The following is a 17,178-nucleotide window of genomic DNA, read 5'->3' as shown; positions in this document are numbered from 1 at the left end:
CACTATACAGGGCACTGTCGTGAACGCGGTGACAGCCCCGCGGCCTGCAGGGTGTGCGCTGACCCTGCCAAAGGACAGGATTGGCACGCACGCCGGCAAGGAATAGCGTGAACACGTGGACCGGTGGGCGCGAAACCGGCCGCCAGCCCTGCCCTGCGCGCCAGCGCCCTGGATTGTTTTCGATGGATGCGAACCGTTTGACCGACCTGACCGTTTCGCCGCCGGACCAGACATCGCCCGCACCGACGCCATGGCAGGCGATCGCGCTCATTGCGATGTACTTCCTGCTGCAGCTTGCCGTAGGGAGCCTGGTCACCTTGCTGGCCGGCGCCATCGCCACGCTCCACCAGGGCGGCGGGTTCGGCGACCTGATTCCCCTGGGTCGACGTTGGCTGGGGCAATCCGACGCCACGGCGGCGGCGGTCATCGTCACACTGGTGGTCTCGGCGGCCGTCATCACCCAGCTGAGCCGTCGCTGGTGGCCACGGCTATGGTCCGAGGGCGCGCCGCCCGGCCTGGGCTTCACTTCGTCTCCACACCTCGCTTTCTACGTCGCCGCGCTGGCCGCTGGCGTGATGATGCCCATCGTCGGCGGCGTGCTCACGCAATGGCTGGCGCAAGGCCACGAGGTCAGCCAGGACATCAAGCAACTGGGCGCCAACACCTCGCTCGCACTGCGTGTGCCGCTGGCGCTGCTGGTGATAAGCATCGGCCCGATGGTGGAGGAACTGCTGTTTCGTGGGGTACTGCTCTCGGCCATCGCGCGCTACACCGGCAACGGTGCGGCCATCGTGCTGTCGGCGCTGCTGTTCGCCTGCGTGCATCTGCCCGACCTGTCCTTCCTCTGGTACGCCCTGCCCAACCTGGCCCTGCTGGGCATCATCCTCGGCTGGCTGCGGGTGCAGTCGGGCTCGATCTGGCCCGCCGTCGTAGCCCACGGCATGAACAACCTGCTGGCCGTGGTGTCGTGGTTCATGCTGAGCCAGTGAAGGCTAGCTGTCCTGTAGGAGCGCGCTTGCGCGCGACCGAAGCCCACAATATGCCGTCATGGCAGAACATGCCTCCCGCGACCAGGCGCTCACGTCCCAGGCTGCGGCACCAGTCGCGCACAAGTCCGCTCCTGCAGTGGATTGCGCAGGTCTATGATCAGGCGCGAATCAGCGAATGCGCGCGCAGCAGTCGCGCCGTCTCAAACACCGGCAGGCCCATCACGCCGGAATGGCTGCCATCGAGGTGCTCGATCAGTTTGGCGCCATGCCCCTGGATGGCATACGCGCCTGCCTTGCCAAAGGGTTCGCCGGTGGCGATGTAGGCCTCGATGGTGGCGTTGTCCAGCGTGGGCATGGTCACGCGCGAGAGACTGGTGTCGGACCACTCGCCCGCACGGGTAACCAGCCACACGGTGGAGATCACCTCATGCACGCGACCCGACAGGCGACGCAGCATGCCGGCCGCGTCTTCCGCGTCATCGGGCTTGCCAAATACCTCGTTGTCGAGCACCACTTCGGTGTCGGCACCGAGCACGGCCACGCCGTCCTGCTCCAGCATCGACATGCCCACCCTCGCCTTCTCGCGGGCCACGCGGCTGACGTAATCGCGGGGTGATTCACCCAGGGCGCGCTGCTCGGGTACGTCGACGTCGACAATGCGGAAGTGCACGCCGATCTGCTCGAGCAGCTGTTTGCGACGCGGGGATTGGGAAGCAAGGTAGAGCATGGCCAGCAGCCCGGGCAGCGGTACGGACCCTTAAGGTCTCATATCGCCGCTGTCGAGAAAACGCTGGTGCCATGACAGCGCCTCCTGCAACAGGTGCGGTGTGTGCTTGCCGCGGCTGTTGTGCAGGGCCCGCTCGAAATAGTCCTGCAACATGGGGCGATAGCTCGGGTGCGCGCAGCGCTCGATCACCACCTTGGCGCGCTGGCGCGGCGACAGGCCACGCAGGTCGGCCAGGCCTTGCTCGGTGACGATCACCGACACGTCATGCTCGGTGTGGTCCACGTGGCTCACCATGGGAACGATGCACGACACCGCACCATTCTTGGCGGTGCTCGGTGTGAGGAAGCAGGACAGGAAACCGTTGCGCGCGAAGTCGCCCGATCCGCCGATGCCGTTGATGATGCTGGTGCCGGCAACATGGGTGGAATTGATGTTGCCGTAGATGTCGGCCTCCACCATGCCGTTCATGGCGATGCAGCCCAGGCGGCGCACCAGCTCGGGATGGTTGGAAATCTCCTGCGTGCGCAAGATGATCCGCTTGCGGAAAAAGTCGATCTTGTCGAGGAAGCGCTCGATACCGGCGGGGCTGAGCGAGAACGACGTGGCCGATGCCACCGACAGCACGTCGTGCTCGAGCAGGTCCAGCATGCCGTCCTGGATCACTTCGGTGAACGCGTTCAGGCCGCTGAAACCGCCCTCGCGCAGGCCGGCGAGCACCGCATTGGCGATATTGCCCACGCCCGACTGCAGCGGCAGCAGCTGCTTGTCCAGGCGGCCCCTGGCAATCTCGTGGCGGAAGAATTCGATCAGGTTGCCGGCGATCTGTCGCGAGCAGTCATCCAGCGGCGCGAACGCGCTGTTGCGGTCCGGCGCGTTGGTTTCCACCACCGCGATAACCTTGTCGGGATCAAGCCGCAGGTACGGCTCGCCGATGCGGTCCGATGGCTTGAGCAGCGGAATCGGCTTGCGGTGCGGCGGCAGGGCCGTGCCGTAATAGATGTCGTGCATGCCATCCATTTCGAGCGGCTGCCAGTGGTTCACCTCCACGATTACCTTGTCGGCGAGGTCCAGCCACGTCTTGTTGTTGCCCACCGACGAGGAGGCCATCAGGCTGCCGTCGGGCATGATCGCGGTGGCCTCGATCACGGCCAGGTCGATCTTGCCGAAGAAACCGAACCACGCGTACTGCGCGACGTGGCTCAGGTGGATGTCCAGGTAATCCATCTCGCCACGATTGATGCGCGCGCGCAGTTCCGGGTCGGACTGGTACGGCAGGCGCAGGTCGATGCCATCGGCCCGCGCCAGCGCGCCATCGAGCTCCGGCGCGGTGGATGCACCCGTCAGCACGCGCACGCGGAACGGTTCGTCGCGCTCGTGCGTGGCGACCATGCGCGCCGCGAGCGCCTGCGGCACGGACTTGGGGTAGCCCGCACCGGTAAAGCCACTCATGCCGATCGTCATGCCGTGATCGATCAGTTCCGCTGCCTCGGCGGCTGTCATGACCTTGGCGGCCAGCCCCGCATGGCGGATGCGCTTGTCCACGTGGATGTCTCCTGCACTGCAATTCGGCGAATGGTAGCGCGCGGAAACGTCAAACGATTGGCAAGGTAGACGATGGTCGGGTGCTCAGAACCGCAGGACGTACTCGCGGAATTCCGTGTCGCGCTGCCACCCCAGGGACTCGTAAAGCCTTTGTGCAGCGAGATTGGTGTGCGCCGTGGTAAGCATCATGCCCACGGCACCGAGGGCGCGCGCGGCATCGGCTGCCTGATGCATCAGCGCCGCACCCACCCCGCGCCGGCGCCCCCCGGGTGCGACAAACAAGTCGTTGAGCAGATAAAGACGCGCCATCCGTACCGAGGTGAACAGCGGGTACAACTGGACGAAACCGGCGCCCTCCCCGTCCTCGTCCACCGCCAGCATCACCACCGATTCGTGGTGCTCGAAGCGCTCGCGCAGAAAGCGCGCCGCCGCCGCGACATCCGACGCCTGCCCGTAGAAGACCCGGTACGCATCGAACAGGGGCGCGATGAGTTCAAGATCATGGATGGTGGCCTGGCGTACCGTGATCGACATGCGCGTGCTCGCCCTGGTGATGTGACCGCCAGTATGCGTGTGCGCAGCGCACGCCTCTATGACCACTTTCCGGAGAAAATGCGCGGCTCTGGCTGGCCCAACGCGGCGCGCTCGCCGGGCGACTTGCGGCGCGCCGGGACACCAGCCCTTCAGGGCAACCGGCTAGGCGCGGTGATACGGATGCCCGGACAACAGCGTGGTGGCGCGATAGAGCTGCTCGGCCAGCACCAGCCGCACCAGCATGTGCGGCAAGGTCAGCGGCCCGAGCGACCACGACTGGTCCGCACGCGCCAGCACGTCGGGCGCGTGTCCGTCGGGACCGCCGATGAGAAAGGCCAGATCACGGCCTGACATGCGCCACTTCTCCAGTTGCGCGGCAAGGTCTTCGCTGGACCACGTCTTGCCGCGGCCATCCAGTGCAACCACATGGATGTCGCGCGGCAATGCGGCCAGGATGGAAGCCCCCTCGTCCTGGATCGCGCGCGCGTCATCGCGCCCCTTGCCACGGGTGCCTGGCTTGAGCTCGATCAGTTCCAGCGGAAGCTCATGCGAGAGCCGCTTGCGGTATTCGGCGAAGCCTTCCGCCACCCAGGCGGGCATGCGTTCACCGACGGCGATCAGGCGGGCACGCATGCGTCACAACCCAAAAATCGAGGAAACAGCGGGAGCGTCGCGCGCGTGGCAGCGCGCGACAGGATCCGCCAGAAAGCGGGCATCAGCCCGCGCTGGCGAGTTCGGCGTCGACTTCGCGATCACCCACGGTCCACAACCTTTCCAGGCCGTAGAACTCGCGGATGCGCGGCAACATGACGTGGACGATCACGTCACCCAGGTCTACCAGCACCCATTCGGCTTCCTGCTCGCCTTCCACGCCGAGCGGCATCACGCCCGCCTGCTTGGCGAACTTGACGACTTCGTCGGCAATGGATTTCACGTGGCGCGCGGAAGTGCCGGAAGCGATGACCAGCAGATCGGCGATGGAGGTCTTGCCGCGGACATCGATTTCACGGATGTCCTTGGCCTTCAGTTCGTCCAGAGCGTTGAGAACTTGCTGGCGAACCACCGCCGTGGTGGCGGATTTGGTGCTGCGCTTGGCGGTCTGACTCAAGTGCGTTTGCCTCGATGCGGGATCGATGCGCGGGATGGCGCAGGCACAGTATAACGGACCCTTCTCAAGCCCATGTCAAACGGGGCAGCAAGGGGCTCAAGAGGGCCGGCTCACCACCCTGTCCCGGCCAGCCGCGACAGGTATCCCCCGAACCGTGCCCTCGAACCCCAAAAAAAGAGGCCCCCTTTGGCAGGAAGGGGGCCTCCGGCGAAGCGTCAGCGGATCAATGACCGGCGGTGGACGAGGAGGCAGGCGCGCTGCTCTTCTTGTGCTGCTTCTTGTGGTGCGTGCTGGTGCCGGTGCTGTCGCTCTTCATCGAATCGCTTTTCATCGAATCGTTGGCAGACTTCATGGAATCCGAACTGGATTTCATCGCATCCGAACTGGACTTCATCGCGTCCTTGCTGGCGTCCTGGGCCGACTGCGGCGCGGTGCTCTGTGCCATCACAGGCGACATGGCAAGACCAAACACGACGGCGGTCGCAAAGGCGAGTACGGCGTAACGGGAAACTTTCATGGTCAGGTATCTCCAGAAGCGGTGAGGTGACGTGCGGGCGTGCCGCACTTCCATGGAACAGCCGCCATCGTCCGTCCTGAACGACTGCAGCAATCCGGCCCCGAGCACATCGACGCCGGCCACGCCGCATCAGCACTCCAGCGCGATGCGAACGGTCCGTCCCTGGTCCGTGAATCCACTTCGCCGGCTTTTCCGGGCTACCGGCGCCCCTGCTTCAGACAGCGTATACCTTCACGCCCGAAACGAATGCGACGAAGCGATCCCTTCATTCAGTTGGAATATGGACAGTGCCACGGCAATAAATTGCGATTGCTGCGCTGCCCACAACACGGTTTGGCATGACGCGTTTTCCTCACATCAGGGACCGTCTCACTGATCACCGGAACTCGCGGACGAACAATCAGCCGGGAGGTTCGTGACCATCACTGTGCGGTGCTGCAACGCAACAGCTGCAACCTGCCCCCGCAGCCAGCATGCTGCTGCGGTTGATGACGCTGCGCTGACGTGGCGACTGTCGTCAGACCTGCACATAACCGCGCTACTTCAACGAAGGCTGCAGCAAACGACCACCCATCAATGCATTCGCCAGCACCACGATGGCCACCGCCAGCGCGTGCGTGAGCAGATCCGTGGCAGCCACCGCAAACGCATGGCAGATTTCCAGCAGCGCCGCGGAGGCGGCCGCCGAAGCCAGCCCGATCATCACCGCCGCCAGCACCGGGCGCAGCGGACAGGCGCGCCGCAACAGCCAGGTGAGCAGGATGGAAAGCGGCACGGAGAAGCTGACGATGAACAGCAGGCAATCGCTCGCTTCGTTGAAGTGAGCAATATGCGCCGTAGGCCCCAGCCAGTCGTGCAGGCAGCCGAGCCCGCTGGCGCCCACCCACAGCAACAGCCAGGGCAGCGGCAGCAAGGTCCATCGCCAGGAACGTCCCGGCACACCCAACTCGAAGGCAGCCCACGCCGCGCACGCGGCCGTGAGCACCGCGCCGACGCCGGCCACCGCGATATCCGGCTCGGCGATCCAACGACGAATCATGGGATCGGCGCCGAAGTGCGCCAACAGGCCCGCGGCCATCACCGCCACCACCAACAGCCAGCCGAGCGTGCGGCGCCACGGGGGCGGCAGTCGCCGCACCGGCGTGAGCTGATCGCCCAGCGACTGGATCAGTGACTCGGGGAGTCGCGGTTCGGCCATGGTGCTCAGGAATCTCCGTGGAAGCGTGTACGCAGCGCTTTCATCGCGCGATGCAGGTTGACCTTCAGGGCGCCGGTCTGGCGCCCTGTTTGCGCGGAGGCTTCGGCCAGCGACTGCTCCTTGAGTCCCAGCTGCTCCACCGCCTCGCGCTGTCCCGGCGGCAGGGACGCGATGGCTTCATGCAGGCGCTGCGCCTCCTGCTCCCGTTCGGCCGCTGCAGTGGCGTCGTCGATATCCGGATGCATGTCGTACGCCAGGTCGTCGTGCACCTCCCTGCGCCCACGTCGCCCGTGGCTGCGCAGGGCATCGATGGCGCGTCGGCCTGCCAGCGCTGCGAGCCATGCATCGTAGGAGCGCGAAGGGTCGTAGGTATGGCGAACCCGGTGCACCGTAAGCAACGTCTCCTGGACAACATCGTCCAGCAAATCCACCGACACGCCCTGGCGCCGAGCCACCGAGCGTATCAGCGGCACCGATGCCGCCAGCACCTGCTCGTAAGCCCGTCGATCGCCACCCTGGGCCGCAGCCATCCATGACGCGCGCTGACGCTCCTGCATGTCGCCCACGGAGACAGCCGCATCGCTCACGGTGACATGGATCCTTGCCCGACGGGAAAGGACGCTATCTAGAACCATCGTGCAGGGCGCGGTCAAGCTGGTGGTCATCACGGAACGCCACGAAATCCTTTCTGGCTGTTCGCTGCACCTCGACCCGCGGTTACCTGCCGGACGCCATCGCGCGACACCAACCAGGCCACGGGTTCCCCGGAGACCCGTTCTTTTCTTTTTATTTCAGAGGCTTCCGATAGCCACTGCTTTCCGTCGATTGGTCAAATTGTCAGCTGGCTCGCCTGAGCAGCCTGACTCCCGTATCTCATCGCAAGGAAAGCACCACCATGAAGAAGACTCTTTTGGCCATGGCGTTCGCCGCCATGGTCGCGCCCATCGCCGCCCAGGCCACGCAGGAAAACGGCATCGGCTACACCTACGTGCAGCTCGATTACGTCAACATCACCCAGGCGGGCAATGCCGGCGTGGCGCAGGGCGGCCAGCTGAGCGGCTCCTACGGCTTTGCCAACAACTACCAGGTGTTCGGCAGCTACGGCTCCATCGATTTCAACAAGGTGTCGAGCTACGACCCGATCATCGGTCATTTCTACTGGCACCCGAAGGTCAAGCCGTGGTCGCTGGGCTTCGGTTACGACGCCAGCATCGGCAGCCGTGCCGACTGGGTCACCCAGGTGTCCTACCAGCACAACAAGAACAGCAACCACATGTGCCTGGATGACTACTGCATCCGCTACAACGCCAGCAACAACATGTGGACCGTCAACACCGGCGTGATGGGCCGCGTGACGGACAAGCTCACCGCCAACGCCTACATCGGCTACGACAAGGTGGCCAACGGCAACGGCGAGGGCAACGTCTTTGGCCAGTTCGGCCTGGTCTATAGCTTCACCCCGATGTGGGCGGTGGAAGGCGGCGTTCGCGTCAGCAATGACACCACCGACGTCATCAACGTGGGTGTTCGCGCCAGCTTCTGATCCACGTGATCCGAAGACAAAAAAAGGCCCGGCAACATGCCGGGCCTTTTTTGTCTTCGCCGTCTGGAAAGTTGGCCGGACAAGGCGAACTGAAGTGATATCTCCATGTCCGCCCCATCCCGCCACGCTCAACCTTAGAAGCGATACTCAGCCGCCACCGAAAGCATGCTGGCGTGCATCGAGTCGCTACGCTGGCTGTATTTGTAGCTACCAATTTGGTAGTAGTCGTAGGTCAGGGCCACGCCAAGGTTCCGGTTGAAGTCGTAACCGACACCAATACCGCCGTACCAGCTGGTGTCATTGGAGCTGGCGCGAAGCGGATCCGTGGTGAAACCCAGGGCGTCGCCGCTGAGCGTGACGGTAGCGCGCGTCTTGCTGAAGAGCAGGCCGGTGCGGGCCTGGAAGTTCCAGTTGTCGTTGAACTGGTACAGGTAGTTGCCGCCAAGGGACCAGCCATGGGTGGCAAGCTTGCCCCGGGTGCTGAGGCCAAGGCCCGACTCATAGTCCACGTAGTTATTGTTGAGCTTGGCCTCACCAAGATCGACGTAGCCCGCATCGATACCCCAGTTGCCGGACGAGGTTGCCCAGCGGTAGCCCCCACCAAGGCTCCAACCGAAGTTCGTGTTGCTGGAGAAGAACTGGCTGCTGACGCGATAGTCGGACTGGCCGGCGGTGCCACGGACGAAGAAGCCACCGTCGTTCTGGTCGGACGCCAGCGCGGCCGTCAGGGGGGATACGAGTGCTGCCGACAGGGCAACGATGGAGATCAGCTTTTTCATGAAGTGAATCCTGTTAGAGACTGCGGGACTGGCAGATAGGCGCGACCGTCGCTGGCTGGATCAGGCAGACGTTGAATGTCGTTGCCGGGGTGGGGAACAACGGCAATCGCCACCGTCCATGGCGGTTCGCAAATAACTGCCGTTGCTATTGAGCCCGTAGCTCAAGGGTTGGATCTATCGGAATTACCGGAGTTTCGTGCAGTTTCCCGGCACCCCACCGCATCGCATGCGCACGATGTGCATCGCGGATCATGGCTTTCCAGGCTGCGCGCACCGGTCCACCAACGCGGCAACATACGGGAAGCTCCCAGGGCGTCACTCCACGGGGAACCTTGGCCTTGAAGCCCCGTCGCCCGCATACGGACAGGGAACGTCGATGCAGCCGGCCCCGGAGGCCTGCGCCCCCCGCATTCCATAGCAGGCAGGTAACCTCGGCGACGTCAGGAACGAATGACCTCATGACTTCCCACCGGACCTCGCACCCATGCTCGTGCTGATCCTTGCCTACCTCGGCGGCGTGCTGACTATCCTCAGCCCCTGCATCTTGCCGGTGTTGCCGTTCGTGTTCGCCCGGGCGGACCGCCCCTTCGCCCGCAACGGCCTGCCTATGCTGATCGGCATGGCGCTGACCTTCGCCCTGGTCGCCACGCTGGCCGCCGTGGGTGGCGGCTGGGCCATTCGCGCCAACCAGTACGGCCGCCTGATCGGCATGGCCGTGCTGGCGGTGCTGGGGCTGACGCTGCTGTCGACCCGGTTTGCCGAGTGGATCAGCCGCCCGTTCGTGGCGCTGGGCAACCGGTTGTCGCAACAGTCGGAGCGCCAGGATTCGATCTGGTCCGCCGCCGGCCTGGGCGTGGCCACCGGCCTGCTGTGGGCCCCCTGCGCCGGCCCCATCCTCGGCCTGCTGCTGACCGGCGCTGCGCTCAACGGCGCAAGCCTGCAGACCTCATTGCTGCTGCTTACCTATGCCGCCGGAGCGGCCACGTCGCTGGCACTGGCGCTGGCCATCGGCGGTCGCGTGTTCACCCTCATGAAGCGCACGCTGGGCGCTGGCGAATGGGTACGCCGTGCCTTGGGCGTACTCGTGCTCGCCGGCGTGGCGGCCATTGCACTTGGCCTGGACACCGGCGTGCTTACCCGCGTGTCGCTGGCCAGTACCGGCGGTATCGAACAGAAACTGCTGGATGCCGCCCGCCCTGCCCCGGCACCGCAACCCGTGGTGAAACAAGGCGAGCCGCTGCCAGTGGAAGGTGAACTGCCGTCGCTGGACGGTGCCACGCAATGGTTCAACAGCCCCCCGCTGTCGGCACCGTCACTGCGCGGCAAGGTGGTGCTGGTCGACTTCTGGACCTACTCCTGCATCAACTGCATCCGCTCGTTGCCTTACGTGCGCGGCTGGGCCGACAAGTACAAGGATCACGGCCTGGTGGTGATCGGCGTGCATGCCCCCGAGTTCGCGTTCGAGAAAGACCCGCAAAACGTGAGCAAGGCGATCAAGGATCTGGGCGTCGATTACCCGGTGGCGCTCGACAATGACTACGCCATCTGGAAAGGCTTCAACAACGAGTACTGGCCGGCGCATTACTTCATCGACACGCAGGGGCGCATCCGCCATCACCACTTCGGCGAAGGCGAGTACGAACAGAGTGAGGATGTGATCCGCCAGCTGCTCACCGAAGCCGGACAGAAGGACCTTCCGGGCGGTTACGTGCAACCCGGTGCCCAGGGCGCGGAAGCCGCCGGTTCGGGCGATGCCATGCGCTCGCCGGAAACCTACGTGGGTTACGCACGTGCAGAGAATTTCGCCGGCGGCAAGGTGGCGCATGACGATGCATGGACCTATCAGGCGCCCGGCACCTTGATGGTCAATCAGTGGGCGTTCGATGGCCGCTGGACCGTGCGCGACGAGAACGCCCAATCGGATGCCGTGAACGGTCGCATCGTCTACCGCTTCCGTGGGCGCGACCTGCACCTGGTGCTGGGCCCGGGCCATGACGGCAAGCCGGTGCGCTTCCGCGTGACCATCGACGGCAAGTCGCCAGGCGCCGACCACGGGATGGATACCGACGCCGATGGCAACGGCACGGTGACATCGCAGCGCCTGTACCAGCTGGTCCGCCAGGCCATCGGCACCGGCGAGCGCACGTTCGAGATCACCTTCCTTGATCCCGGCGTCCAGGCTTACGCCTTCACCTTTGGCTGATATGCATCCCTGACCTCACGGAGGTTGCCATGTCCCGCACACAGGACATCGTCAAGCTGGAAAGGCGCCGCTTTCTGCGGGCAGCGCTGACAGGAGGAGCGATGGCTGCCATTGGAGGCTTTGCACTACCGACGTTTTTCCGGCGCCGCGGGCTGGGCGGCGAAGCCATGGCCGCCACGCCGATGGCCACCGGTGGCGACGTGTTGCTCATGTGCTTCGCCGATGACGGACACAAGCTCGGCCCCTGCCATGCGCGCAAGCTCGTGCTCAACGATGCCCAGTGGCACGAACGCCTCAGCGACGACGCCTACTACGTGATGCGTCGCGCCGGCACCGAACGTGCCTTCAGCGGGCGACATGAAAAGACCGGCCCTGGCCTTTACCGATGTCCCGCCTGCGATACGGCATTGTTCGATGCGGCGACGCAGTTCGACTCGGGCACGGGCTGGCCAAGCTTCTGGCAACCCATCGCGAAGCAGAACGTCATCGAGAAGAACGACAGTACGTTCGGCATGGACCGTATCGCCGTAAGCTGCGCCGGTTGCGATAGCCACCTGGGCCACGTGTTCGACGATGGTCCGGCACCGACGGGATTACGCTATTGCATGAATTCGGTGGCGCTGAGGTTTGTGCCGCGTACGTCGTAGTGGTGTGTCACGGCAGAAGGCAGCAGCTGTAGGAGCGCACCCTGTGCGCGACCAACCAACGCGTCCGCCACATGACGCTGCGGTCGCGCACAGGGTGCGCTCCTACAAGGTTGCGTTGCGGTAGGGGTCGAGCACAGCCGGGGCGTCGAACAATCCGCAGGGCAGCAGGTAACGCGGATCACGCCCCTCCGCCAGCAGTTCGCGGATACGCGTGGCGGAGATTTCCAGCAAGGCAGCAGCTGTAGGAGCGCACCCTGTGCGCGACCAACCAACGCGTCCACCACATGACGCTGCGGTCGCGCACAGGGTGCGCTCCTACAAAGTTGCGTTGCGGTAGGGGTCGAGCACAGCCGGGTCGTCGAACAAACCGCACGGCAGCAGATAACGCGGATCGCGCCCTTCTGCCAACAGTTCGCGGATGCGGGTGGCGGAAATTTCCAGTGGCGTCACCGCCAACTCGATCATCTTTCCGGCCGGCAGCTCGTGCAGCAACGCTGCATCGGTCACGCGACGCGGCAGAATCTCCAGCGCCAGATCCACCGACCATGCCGCATCGATACCCGGCCGGCTGAGCACGCCGATATGCGCGTGCTCGAACAGTTCGCGCCAGCTCTGCCAGCTCGGCAGGCCCGCGAAGGCATCCGCGCCAAGCAGCAGCACCAGCGGGCGTTCGCCCAGCTCGGCGCGCAATTCGCGCAAAGTGTCGATGGTGTAAGACGGCCCTTCGCGGCGCAGCTCGCGCGTATCCAGGGTCAGGCGATCCTGTCCCTGCAAAGCGGCCGTGAGCATGGCCACGCGCTGCGCGGGCGACGCGGCCGGCGCGTTGCGGTGCGGCGGCACGTTGGCAGGCATCAGGCGTACTTCGGCGTCGAGCAGTTCAGAGGCCTCCCAGGCCACGCTGAGATGCCCCAGATGCACCGGGTCGAAGGTGCCGCCGAAAAGCGCCAGCGGCTTCATGCCAGCGCGCCGGCCGCCCGTGGTTCGGCAATGGCCGCGATCAGGCGCTCGGCTTCCAGCCACGCATCGCCCTGCTCGCGCCCCTTCGCCATGCGATCGATACGCGCGGCACGCGCCAGGCATTGCAGCCAGTGCTCGCGCGGCGCCCGGCGCAGCGCTTTGCGGAACAACTGCTCGCGCGCGGGCCACAGTCGCTCCGCACGTGCCTGCGCGGCAAAGTCACGGGCATTGGCAAGACGCAGTGCCAGCTGCAACTGGTTCACCAGCCAGCCCATCAGGCCGATCAGTTCCTCGCCTTCGGCATGCAGCCCGGCAAGGATGCGCAAGGCACGCCCACCGTCACCCGCGAACGCGGCGTCGGTGAGCTTGAATGCGTCGTAGCGGGCACTGTCCGCCACGAGATTTTCCATCTCTTGCGCGTCGATCTTGCCCTGGCCATGGAGCACCACGAGCTTGTCGATCTCCTGCGCAGCCGCCAGCAGATTGCCTTCCACGCGCTCGGCCAGCAGGGCTGCCGCATCCGGTGTTGCTGACAGGCCACGCGATGCGAGGCGGGTGCCAATCCACGAAGCCCATTCGTTCGGACGCGGTGCGCTGAACACCACCAGCGCACCGGCGGCATCGAGATTCTTGGTCCAGGCGCCTTCGTGCTTGTTGCTCCACTCGGTCGCGGTGATCAGCAGAGTCACGTCCGGCGGCGGGTTAGCGCAGAATTCGTTGATGGCCTTGGCGCCCTCGGTGCCGGGGCGGCCGGTGGGCAGGCGCAGGTCAAGCAGGCGACGCGTGGCAAACAGCGACATGCCGGCGGCCGAACGCGCCAGGTCGTCCCAGTCGAAATGGTTGCCGACATCCAGCACTTCGCGCTCGGCGTAGCCGAGCCTTCGCGCCTGGGCACGCAGGGCGTCGGCGGCCTCCAGCACCAGCAGCTCTTCGCCGGCCAGCAGGTAGACCGGCTGCAGGCCGTCGGCCGTCAGCGACTTCTGCCATTGCGCGGCATTGAGCGGCATGACGAGGGTCGTTGCTCAGTGCGTGCTGCTGGACGACGCCGGCTGCGCTTCCTGCGCGGCGGCGGCAGCGGCCGTCTGGCCCGGATGGCGACCTGCGGCCTGCAGACGCAACAGGATAGACGTCACCATGTCGTCGTTGAGCGCGCTCTGGATCGCATCCACCTGGGCTGCCGTACCAATGGTGTTGGTCGCGTCGTAGCTGAAGTTGCGCTGCAGGTCGATGCGCTGATGCGCCACCAGCGGCTGGCCCTTGCCGTCGTGCACGTCAAACTGCACCTGGTAACGCACCGTGTATTCGGTGACGCGTGCAGCGCCGCTCACGGACAAGGTTTCAGTACTGAAAGCCGCCACGGGTATGTTGAGTTCCGCGACATCGACGCCGGCGTGGTCTTCCACGGTAACGCCGGAAGCGACCAGCGAGCGCTCAAGACCGCGCTGCAGGTTGATGTTGCTGGTGACCACGTGCACGCGTTCCATCGCCGGCGGCAAGGCCACGTTCTGGCGCAGATGAAACCCACACGCTGCCAATGTAAGAAGGGACATCAACAGCAGCGAAGCTTTGACCACACGGCTCATGGATTTCATCCTGCGACGATGTTGACGATTTTGCCCGGCACCACGATGACCTTGCGCACGGTCTGGCCTTCCAGGAAAGCCACGACGTTCGGCTGCGCCAGCGCAAGGGCCTCGGCTTCTTCCTTCGACGCGTTGGCGGCAACCTCGATGGTACCGCGCAACTTGCCGTTGACCTGAACCGCCAGCGTCAGCGAATCGCGCACCAGCGCGGCACTGTCCACCTGCGGCCACGGCTGATCTTCCAGCACTGACTGCGCGTGACCCAGCACCTGCCACAGCGTGTGGCTGACATGCGGCACCACCGGGTTGAGCAGCAGCACCATGGTTTCCAGGGCCTCGTGACGCACGGCACGCCCCTGCTCACTCATGTCGCCGAACTTGTTCAACGCGTTGAGCAGCTCCATCAGCGAGGCGATGGCGGTGTTGAAGGAGTGGCGGCGACCGAAATCGTCGCTGACCTTCTGGATGGTTTCGTGCACCTGGCGGCGCAGCGTCTTCTGCGCGGCATCCAGCGCTGCCGGATCGACCACCGGGTGATCGGGCTGCGACGCATGCGTGGTCACTTCGCGCCAGAAGCGGCGCAGGAAGCGGGCCATGCCTTCCACGCCGGCTTCGCTCCATTCCAGCGACTGCTCCGGCGGTGCGGCGAACATGGAGAACAGGCGCACCGTATCGGCACCGTACTTGTCCACCATGGCCTGCGGATCGATGCCGTTGTTCTTGGACTTGGACATCTTCTCGGTGCCGCCGATCTTCACCGGCTGGCCGTCCGACTTCGAACGCGCACCGATCACGCGTGCCTTGTCGTCGCGCTCGATTTCCACGTCGGCCGGATTGATCCAGTCCTTCGAGCCATCGGCGTTGTCGCGATAGAACGTCTCGGCGATCACCATACCCTGGCACAGCAGGTTGGTGGCCGGCTCATCGGCGTTGACCAGGCCCGCGTCGCGCATGAGCTTGTGATAGAAGCGGAAGTACAGCAGGTGCAGGATGGCGTGCTCGATGCCACCGATGTACTGGTCCACCGGCAGCCAGTAGTTGGCGCGCTCGTCGACCTGGTCGCTGGCGCCCGGGCTGGTGTAGCGCGCGTAGTACCAGCTCGACTCCATGAAGGTGTCGAAGGTGTCGGTTTCGCGCTCGGCCGGACCACCACACTGCGGGCAGGTGGTCTTGCGCCACTCCGGATCGGCCTTGATCGGCGACTGCACGCCGGAGAAGGCCACGTCTTCAGGCAGCACCACCGGCAGCTGGTCTTCCGGCACCGGCACCGCGTCGCACGTCGGACAATAGATGACGGGGATCGGGCAACCCCAGTAGCGCTGGCGGCTTACGCCCCAGTCGCGCAGGCGCCAGTTCACGCGGCGCACGCCGGTGCCTTCGCGCTCGAAGCGCGCAGCCATGGCTTCGAAGGCCTGGCCGTAATCCATGCCGTCGAACTCGCCGGAATTCACCAGGTAGCCGCGCTCGGTGAAGGCGCTGTCTTCCTGGATGCTCTTTTCGAAGTCTTCGATCAGCTGCACTGCGGCGGGGATGTCGTAGACATCGACACTGCCGACGCCGAGCGCGGCGCGCAGCGGGTCCGAACCCACGCCCTTGGACAGGTCGTGGTGGATCTCCGCCACCGCGTCGAGCACGGAGCGGTCAACCACCACCATCTTGATCGGCAGGCTGTATTTCTGGGCGAACTCCCAGTCGCGCTGGTCGTGGCCCGGCACGGCCATCACCGCACCGGTGCCGTAGCCCCAGAGCACGAAGTTGGCGACGAACACCGGGATCTTCTCGCCAGTCAGCGGATGGATGGCTTCGATGCCGGTATCCATGCCGCGCTTTTCCTGCGTCTCCAGCTCGGCCTCGGACACGCCGCCGTGCTTGAGCTCTTCCAGGAAAGTCGCCAGCTTCGGGTTGTTCTGCGCCGCCTTGATGGCCAGCGGATGCTCGCCCGCGATGGACACGAAGGTCACGCCCATCAGCGTGTCAGGGCGCGTGGTGAAGACGGTGAGCGGCTCGCTTTCGCCTTCCACCGTGAAATGGATTTCCAGGCCCTCGGAACGACCGATCCAGTTGCGCTGCATGGTCTTCACGGCATCCGGCCAGCCGGGCAGCGTGTCCAGGCCGTCCAGCAGCTGCTGCGCGTAGTCGGTGATCTTGAGGAACCACTGCGGGATCTCGCGCTTTTCCACCAGCGCGCCGGAGCGCCAGCCGCGGCCGTCGACCACCTGCTCGTTGGCGAGCACGGTCTGGTCCACCGGATCCCAGTTCACCACTGCGTTCTTGCGGTAAGCCATGCCCTTCTTCATCAACCGCGTGAACATCAACTGTTCCCAGCGGTAGTAATCCGGACGGCAGGTGGCGAATTCGCGGGTCCAGTCATAGGCGAAACCCATGCGCTGCAGCTGGCCGCGCATGTGCTCGATGTTCTGGTAGGTCCACTTGGCCGGCGCGGTCTTGTTCTTGATCGCGGCGTTCTCGGCCGGCAGGCCGAACGCGTCCCAGCCCATCGGCTGCAGCACGTTTTTGCCCTGCATGCGCTGGTAGCGGCTGATCACGTCGCCAATGGTGTAGTTGCGCACGTGGCCCATGTGCAGGGCACCCGAGGGGTACGGCAGCATGGAAAGGCAGTAGAACTTGGGCCGCGAGGCGTCTTCCTTCACCTCGTAGGCGCGCTCGTCGCGCCAGTACGTCTGAGCCGCGGTTTCCACCGCCTGCGGCTGGTAGCCGTGCTCGTTGCCCTGGTCCTGGGTACCTTGATCCTGAATGTCCTGCATGTCTGGCGCCGTGAGGTTTTTTTGGGCTGACGACGGGTTTTCCGGCAGTCAGCTGGGAACTGGGCAGACTAGCAGAATTGGCGGTA

Annotated in this window: 18 protein-coding genes; 4 read left to right on the top strand and 14 right to left on the bottom strand. The window is 65.0% G+C overall.

Annotated elements, in window-relative coordinates:
- Positions 1-107: 107 nt before the first annotated feature.
- The gene (locus tag H8F01_RS15665; RefSeq protein ID WP_187055996.1) at positions 108-989 is read left to right on the top strand and encodes a CPBP family intramembrane glutamic endopeptidase; all 882 of its coding nucleotides are present in this window, start codon (positions 108-110) and stop codon (positions 987-989) included.
- A 157-nt stretch (positions 990-1,146) separates the two neighbouring features.
- Here the strand turns inward: H8F01_RS15665 and H8F01_RS15660 are convergent, their stop codons facing one another.
- The 8 genes from H8F01_RS15660 to H8F01_RS15625 form a co-directional block, all read right to left on the bottom strand.
- Positions 1,147-1,716: a Maf family protein gene (locus tag H8F01_RS15660; protein ID WP_187055995.1), complete on the bottom strand. Its 570-nt coding sequence runs from the start codon at positions 1,714-1,716 to the stop codon at positions 1,147-1,149.
- Between the two features lie 30 nt (positions 1,717-1,746).
- Entirely contained in the window at positions 1,747-3,264 is a 1,518-nt protein-coding gene (gene scpC, locus H8F01_RS15655; protein WP_187059325.1) for a succinyl-CoA:acetate CoA-transferase ScpC, read from the bottom strand.
- A gap of 78 nt (positions 3,265-3,342) precedes the next feature.
- The gene (locus H8F01_RS15650) at positions 3,343-3,792 is read right to left on the bottom strand and encodes a GNAT family N-acetyltransferase (protein ID WP_187055994.1); all 450 of its coding nucleotides are present in this window, start codon (positions 3,790-3,792) and stop codon (positions 3,343-3,345) included.
- Between the two features lie 162 nt (positions 3,793-3,954).
- Positions 3,955-4,425, bottom strand: coding sequence for a 23S rRNA (pseudouridine(1915)-N(3))-methyltransferase RlmH (gene rlmH, locus H8F01_RS15645; RefSeq protein ID WP_187055993.1), 471 nt, complete (start codon positions 4,423-4,425; stop codon positions 3,955-3,957).
- An 82-nt stretch (positions 4,426-4,507) separates the two neighbouring features.
- Positions 4,508-4,900 carry a ribosome silencing factor gene (gene rsfS / locus H8F01_RS15640; protein ID WP_187055992.1) on the bottom strand — a complete coding sequence of 131 codons (393 nt, stop codon included), beginning with the start codon at positions 4,898-4,900 and terminating at the stop codon, positions 4,508-4,510.
- Positions 4,901-5,123: 223 nt separating this feature from the next.
- Positions 5,124-5,417 (bottom strand): hypothetical protein, encoded by a 294-nt coding sequence (locus tag H8F01_RS15635; protein WP_187055991.1) that lies wholly within the window; start codon positions 5,415-5,417, stop codon positions 5,124-5,126.
- A 538-nt stretch (positions 5,418-5,955) separates the two neighbouring features.
- Positions 5,956-6,615, bottom strand: coding sequence for an NrsF family protein (locus H8F01_RS15630; RefSeq protein WP_187055990.1), 660 nt, complete (start codon positions 6,613-6,615; stop codon positions 5,956-5,958).
- 5 nt (positions 6,616-6,620) lie between these two features.
- Positions 6,621-7,145: an RNA polymerase sigma factor gene (locus H8F01_RS15625; protein ID WP_238481263.1), complete on the bottom strand. Its 525-nt coding sequence runs from the start codon at positions 7,143-7,145 to the stop codon at positions 6,621-6,623.
- A gap of 365 nt (positions 7,146-7,510) precedes the next feature.
- On the opposite strand from H8F01_RS15625, the gene H8F01_RS15620 reads away from it, so the two are divergent.
- A complete protein-coding gene (locus H8F01_RS15620) occupies positions 7,511-8,158 on the top strand; it encodes a TonB-dependent receptor (RefSeq protein ID WP_187055988.1) in 648 nt (215 codons plus the stop codon).
- 134 nt (positions 8,159-8,292) lie between these two features.
- On the opposite strand, the gene H8F01_RS15615 is transcribed toward H8F01_RS15620, so the two are convergent.
- A complete protein-coding gene (locus H8F01_RS15615; RefSeq protein WP_187055987.1) occupies positions 8,293-8,937 on the bottom strand; it encodes an outer membrane protein in 645 nt (214 codons plus the stop codon).
- 484 nt (positions 8,938-9,421) lie between these two features.
- Here H8F01_RS15615 and H8F01_RS15610 point away from each other — a divergent pair, with 484 nt between their 5' ends.
- Entirely contained in the window at positions 9,422-11,140 is a 1,719-nt protein-coding gene (locus H8F01_RS15610; protein WP_187055986.1) for a cytochrome c biogenesis protein DipZ, read from the top strand.
- 29 nt (positions 11,141-11,169) lie between these two features.
- Positions 11,170-11,787: a peptide-methionine (R)-S-oxide reductase MsrB gene (gene msrB, locus H8F01_RS15605; RefSeq protein WP_187055985.1), complete on the top strand. Its 618-nt coding sequence runs from the start codon at positions 11,170-11,172 to the stop codon at positions 11,785-11,787.
- A 102-nt stretch (positions 11,788-11,889) separates the two neighbouring features.
- On the opposite strand, the gene H8F01_RS15600 is transcribed toward msrB, so the two are convergent.
- The 5 genes from H8F01_RS15600 to leuS form a co-directional block, all read right to left on the bottom strand.
- Positions 11,890-12,018 (bottom strand): hypothetical protein, encoded by a 129-nt coding sequence (locus tag H8F01_RS15600; protein WP_425490031.1) that lies wholly within the window; start codon positions 12,016-12,018, stop codon positions 11,890-11,892.
- Between the two features lie 84 nt (positions 12,019-12,102).
- On the bottom strand, positions 12,103-12,744 hold the full coding sequence (gene nadD / locus H8F01_RS15595) for a nicotinate-nucleotide adenylyltransferase (protein ID WP_187055984.1): 642 nt from the start codon (positions 12,742-12,744) through the stop codon (positions 12,103-12,105).
- Positions 12,741-13,751, bottom strand: coding sequence for a DNA polymerase III subunit delta (holA, locus tag H8F01_RS15590; protein ID WP_187055983.1), 1,011 nt, complete (start codon positions 13,749-13,751; stop codon positions 12,741-12,743). The genes nadD and holA overlap by 4 nt, the downstream gene beginning before the upstream one ends.
- A 15-nt stretch (positions 13,752-13,766) precedes the next feature.
- Entirely contained in the window at positions 13,767-14,327 is a 561-nt protein-coding gene (locus H8F01_RS15585; RefSeq protein WP_187055982.1) for an LPS-assembly lipoprotein LptE, read from the bottom strand.
- A gap of 5 nt (positions 14,328-14,332) precedes the next feature.
- Positions 14,333-17,092: a leucine--tRNA ligase gene (gene leuS, locus H8F01_RS15580; protein ID WP_187055981.1), complete on the bottom strand. Its 2,760-nt coding sequence runs from the start codon at positions 17,090-17,092 to the stop codon at positions 14,333-14,335.
- Positions 17,093-17,178: the final 86 nt, after the last annotated feature.

Origin of the sequence: Dyella telluris (genome assembly GCF_014297575.1) — a bacterium.
GTDB classification, from domain to species: Bacteria; Pseudomonadota; Gammaproteobacteria; order Xanthomonadales; family Rhodanobacteraceae; genus Dyella; species Dyella telluris.
This window is presented reverse-complemented; position numbering and strand designations above follow the sequence as displayed.

Coding starts and splice junctions, on each gene's coding strand:
- H8F01_RS15660 (WP_187055995.1), bottom strand. CDS start 1,716: ATGCTCTACCTTGCTTCCCAATCCCCGCGTCGCAAACAGCTGCTCGAG.
- H8F01_RS15650 (WP_187055994.1), bottom strand. CDS start 3,792: ATGTCGATCACGGTACGCCAGGCCACCATCCATGATCTTGAACTCATC.
- rlmH (WP_187055993.1), bottom strand. CDS start 4,425: ATGCGTGCCCGCCTGATCGCCGTCGGTGAACGCATGCCCGCCTGGGTG.
- H8F01_RS15635 (WP_187055991.1), bottom strand. CDS start 5,417: ATGAAAGTTTCCCGTTACGCCGTACTCGCCTTTGCGACCGCCGTCGTG.
- H8F01_RS15630 (WP_187055990.1), bottom strand. CDS start 6,615: ATGGCCGAACCGCGACTCCCCGAGTCACTGATCCAGTCGCTGGGCGAT.
- H8F01_RS15625 (WP_238481263.1), bottom strand. CDS start 7,145: ATGGCTGCGGCCCAGGGTGGCGATCGACGGGCTTACGAGCAGGTGCTG.
- H8F01_RS15620 (WP_187055988.1), top strand. CDS start 7,511: ATGAAGAAGACTCTTTTGGCCATGGCGTTCGCCGCCATGGTCGCGCCC.
- H8F01_RS15615 (WP_187055987.1), bottom strand. CDS start 8,937: ATGAAAAAGCTGATCTCCATCGTTGCCCTGTCGGCAGCACTCGTATCC.
- H8F01_RS15610 (WP_187055986.1), top strand. CDS start 9,422: ATGCTCGTGCTGATCCTTGCCTACCTCGGCGGCGTGCTGACTATCCTC.
- msrB (WP_187055985.1), top strand. CDS start 11,170: ATGTCCCGCACACAGGACATCGTCAAGCTGGAAAGGCGCCGCTTTCTG.
- nadD (WP_187055984.1), bottom strand. CDS start 12,744: ATGAAGCCGCTGGCGCTTTTCGGCGGCACCTTCGACCCGGTGCATCTG.
- holA (WP_187055983.1), bottom strand. CDS start 13,751: ATGCCGCTCAATGCCGCGCAATGGCAGAAGTCGCTGACGGCCGACGGC.
- H8F01_RS15585 (WP_187055982.1), bottom strand. CDS start 14,327: ATGAGCCGTGTGGTCAAAGCTTCGCTGCTGTTGATGTCCCTTCTTACA.
- leuS (WP_187055981.1), bottom strand. CDS start 17,092: ATGCAGGACATTCAGGATCAAGGTACCCAGGACCAGGGCAACGAGCAC.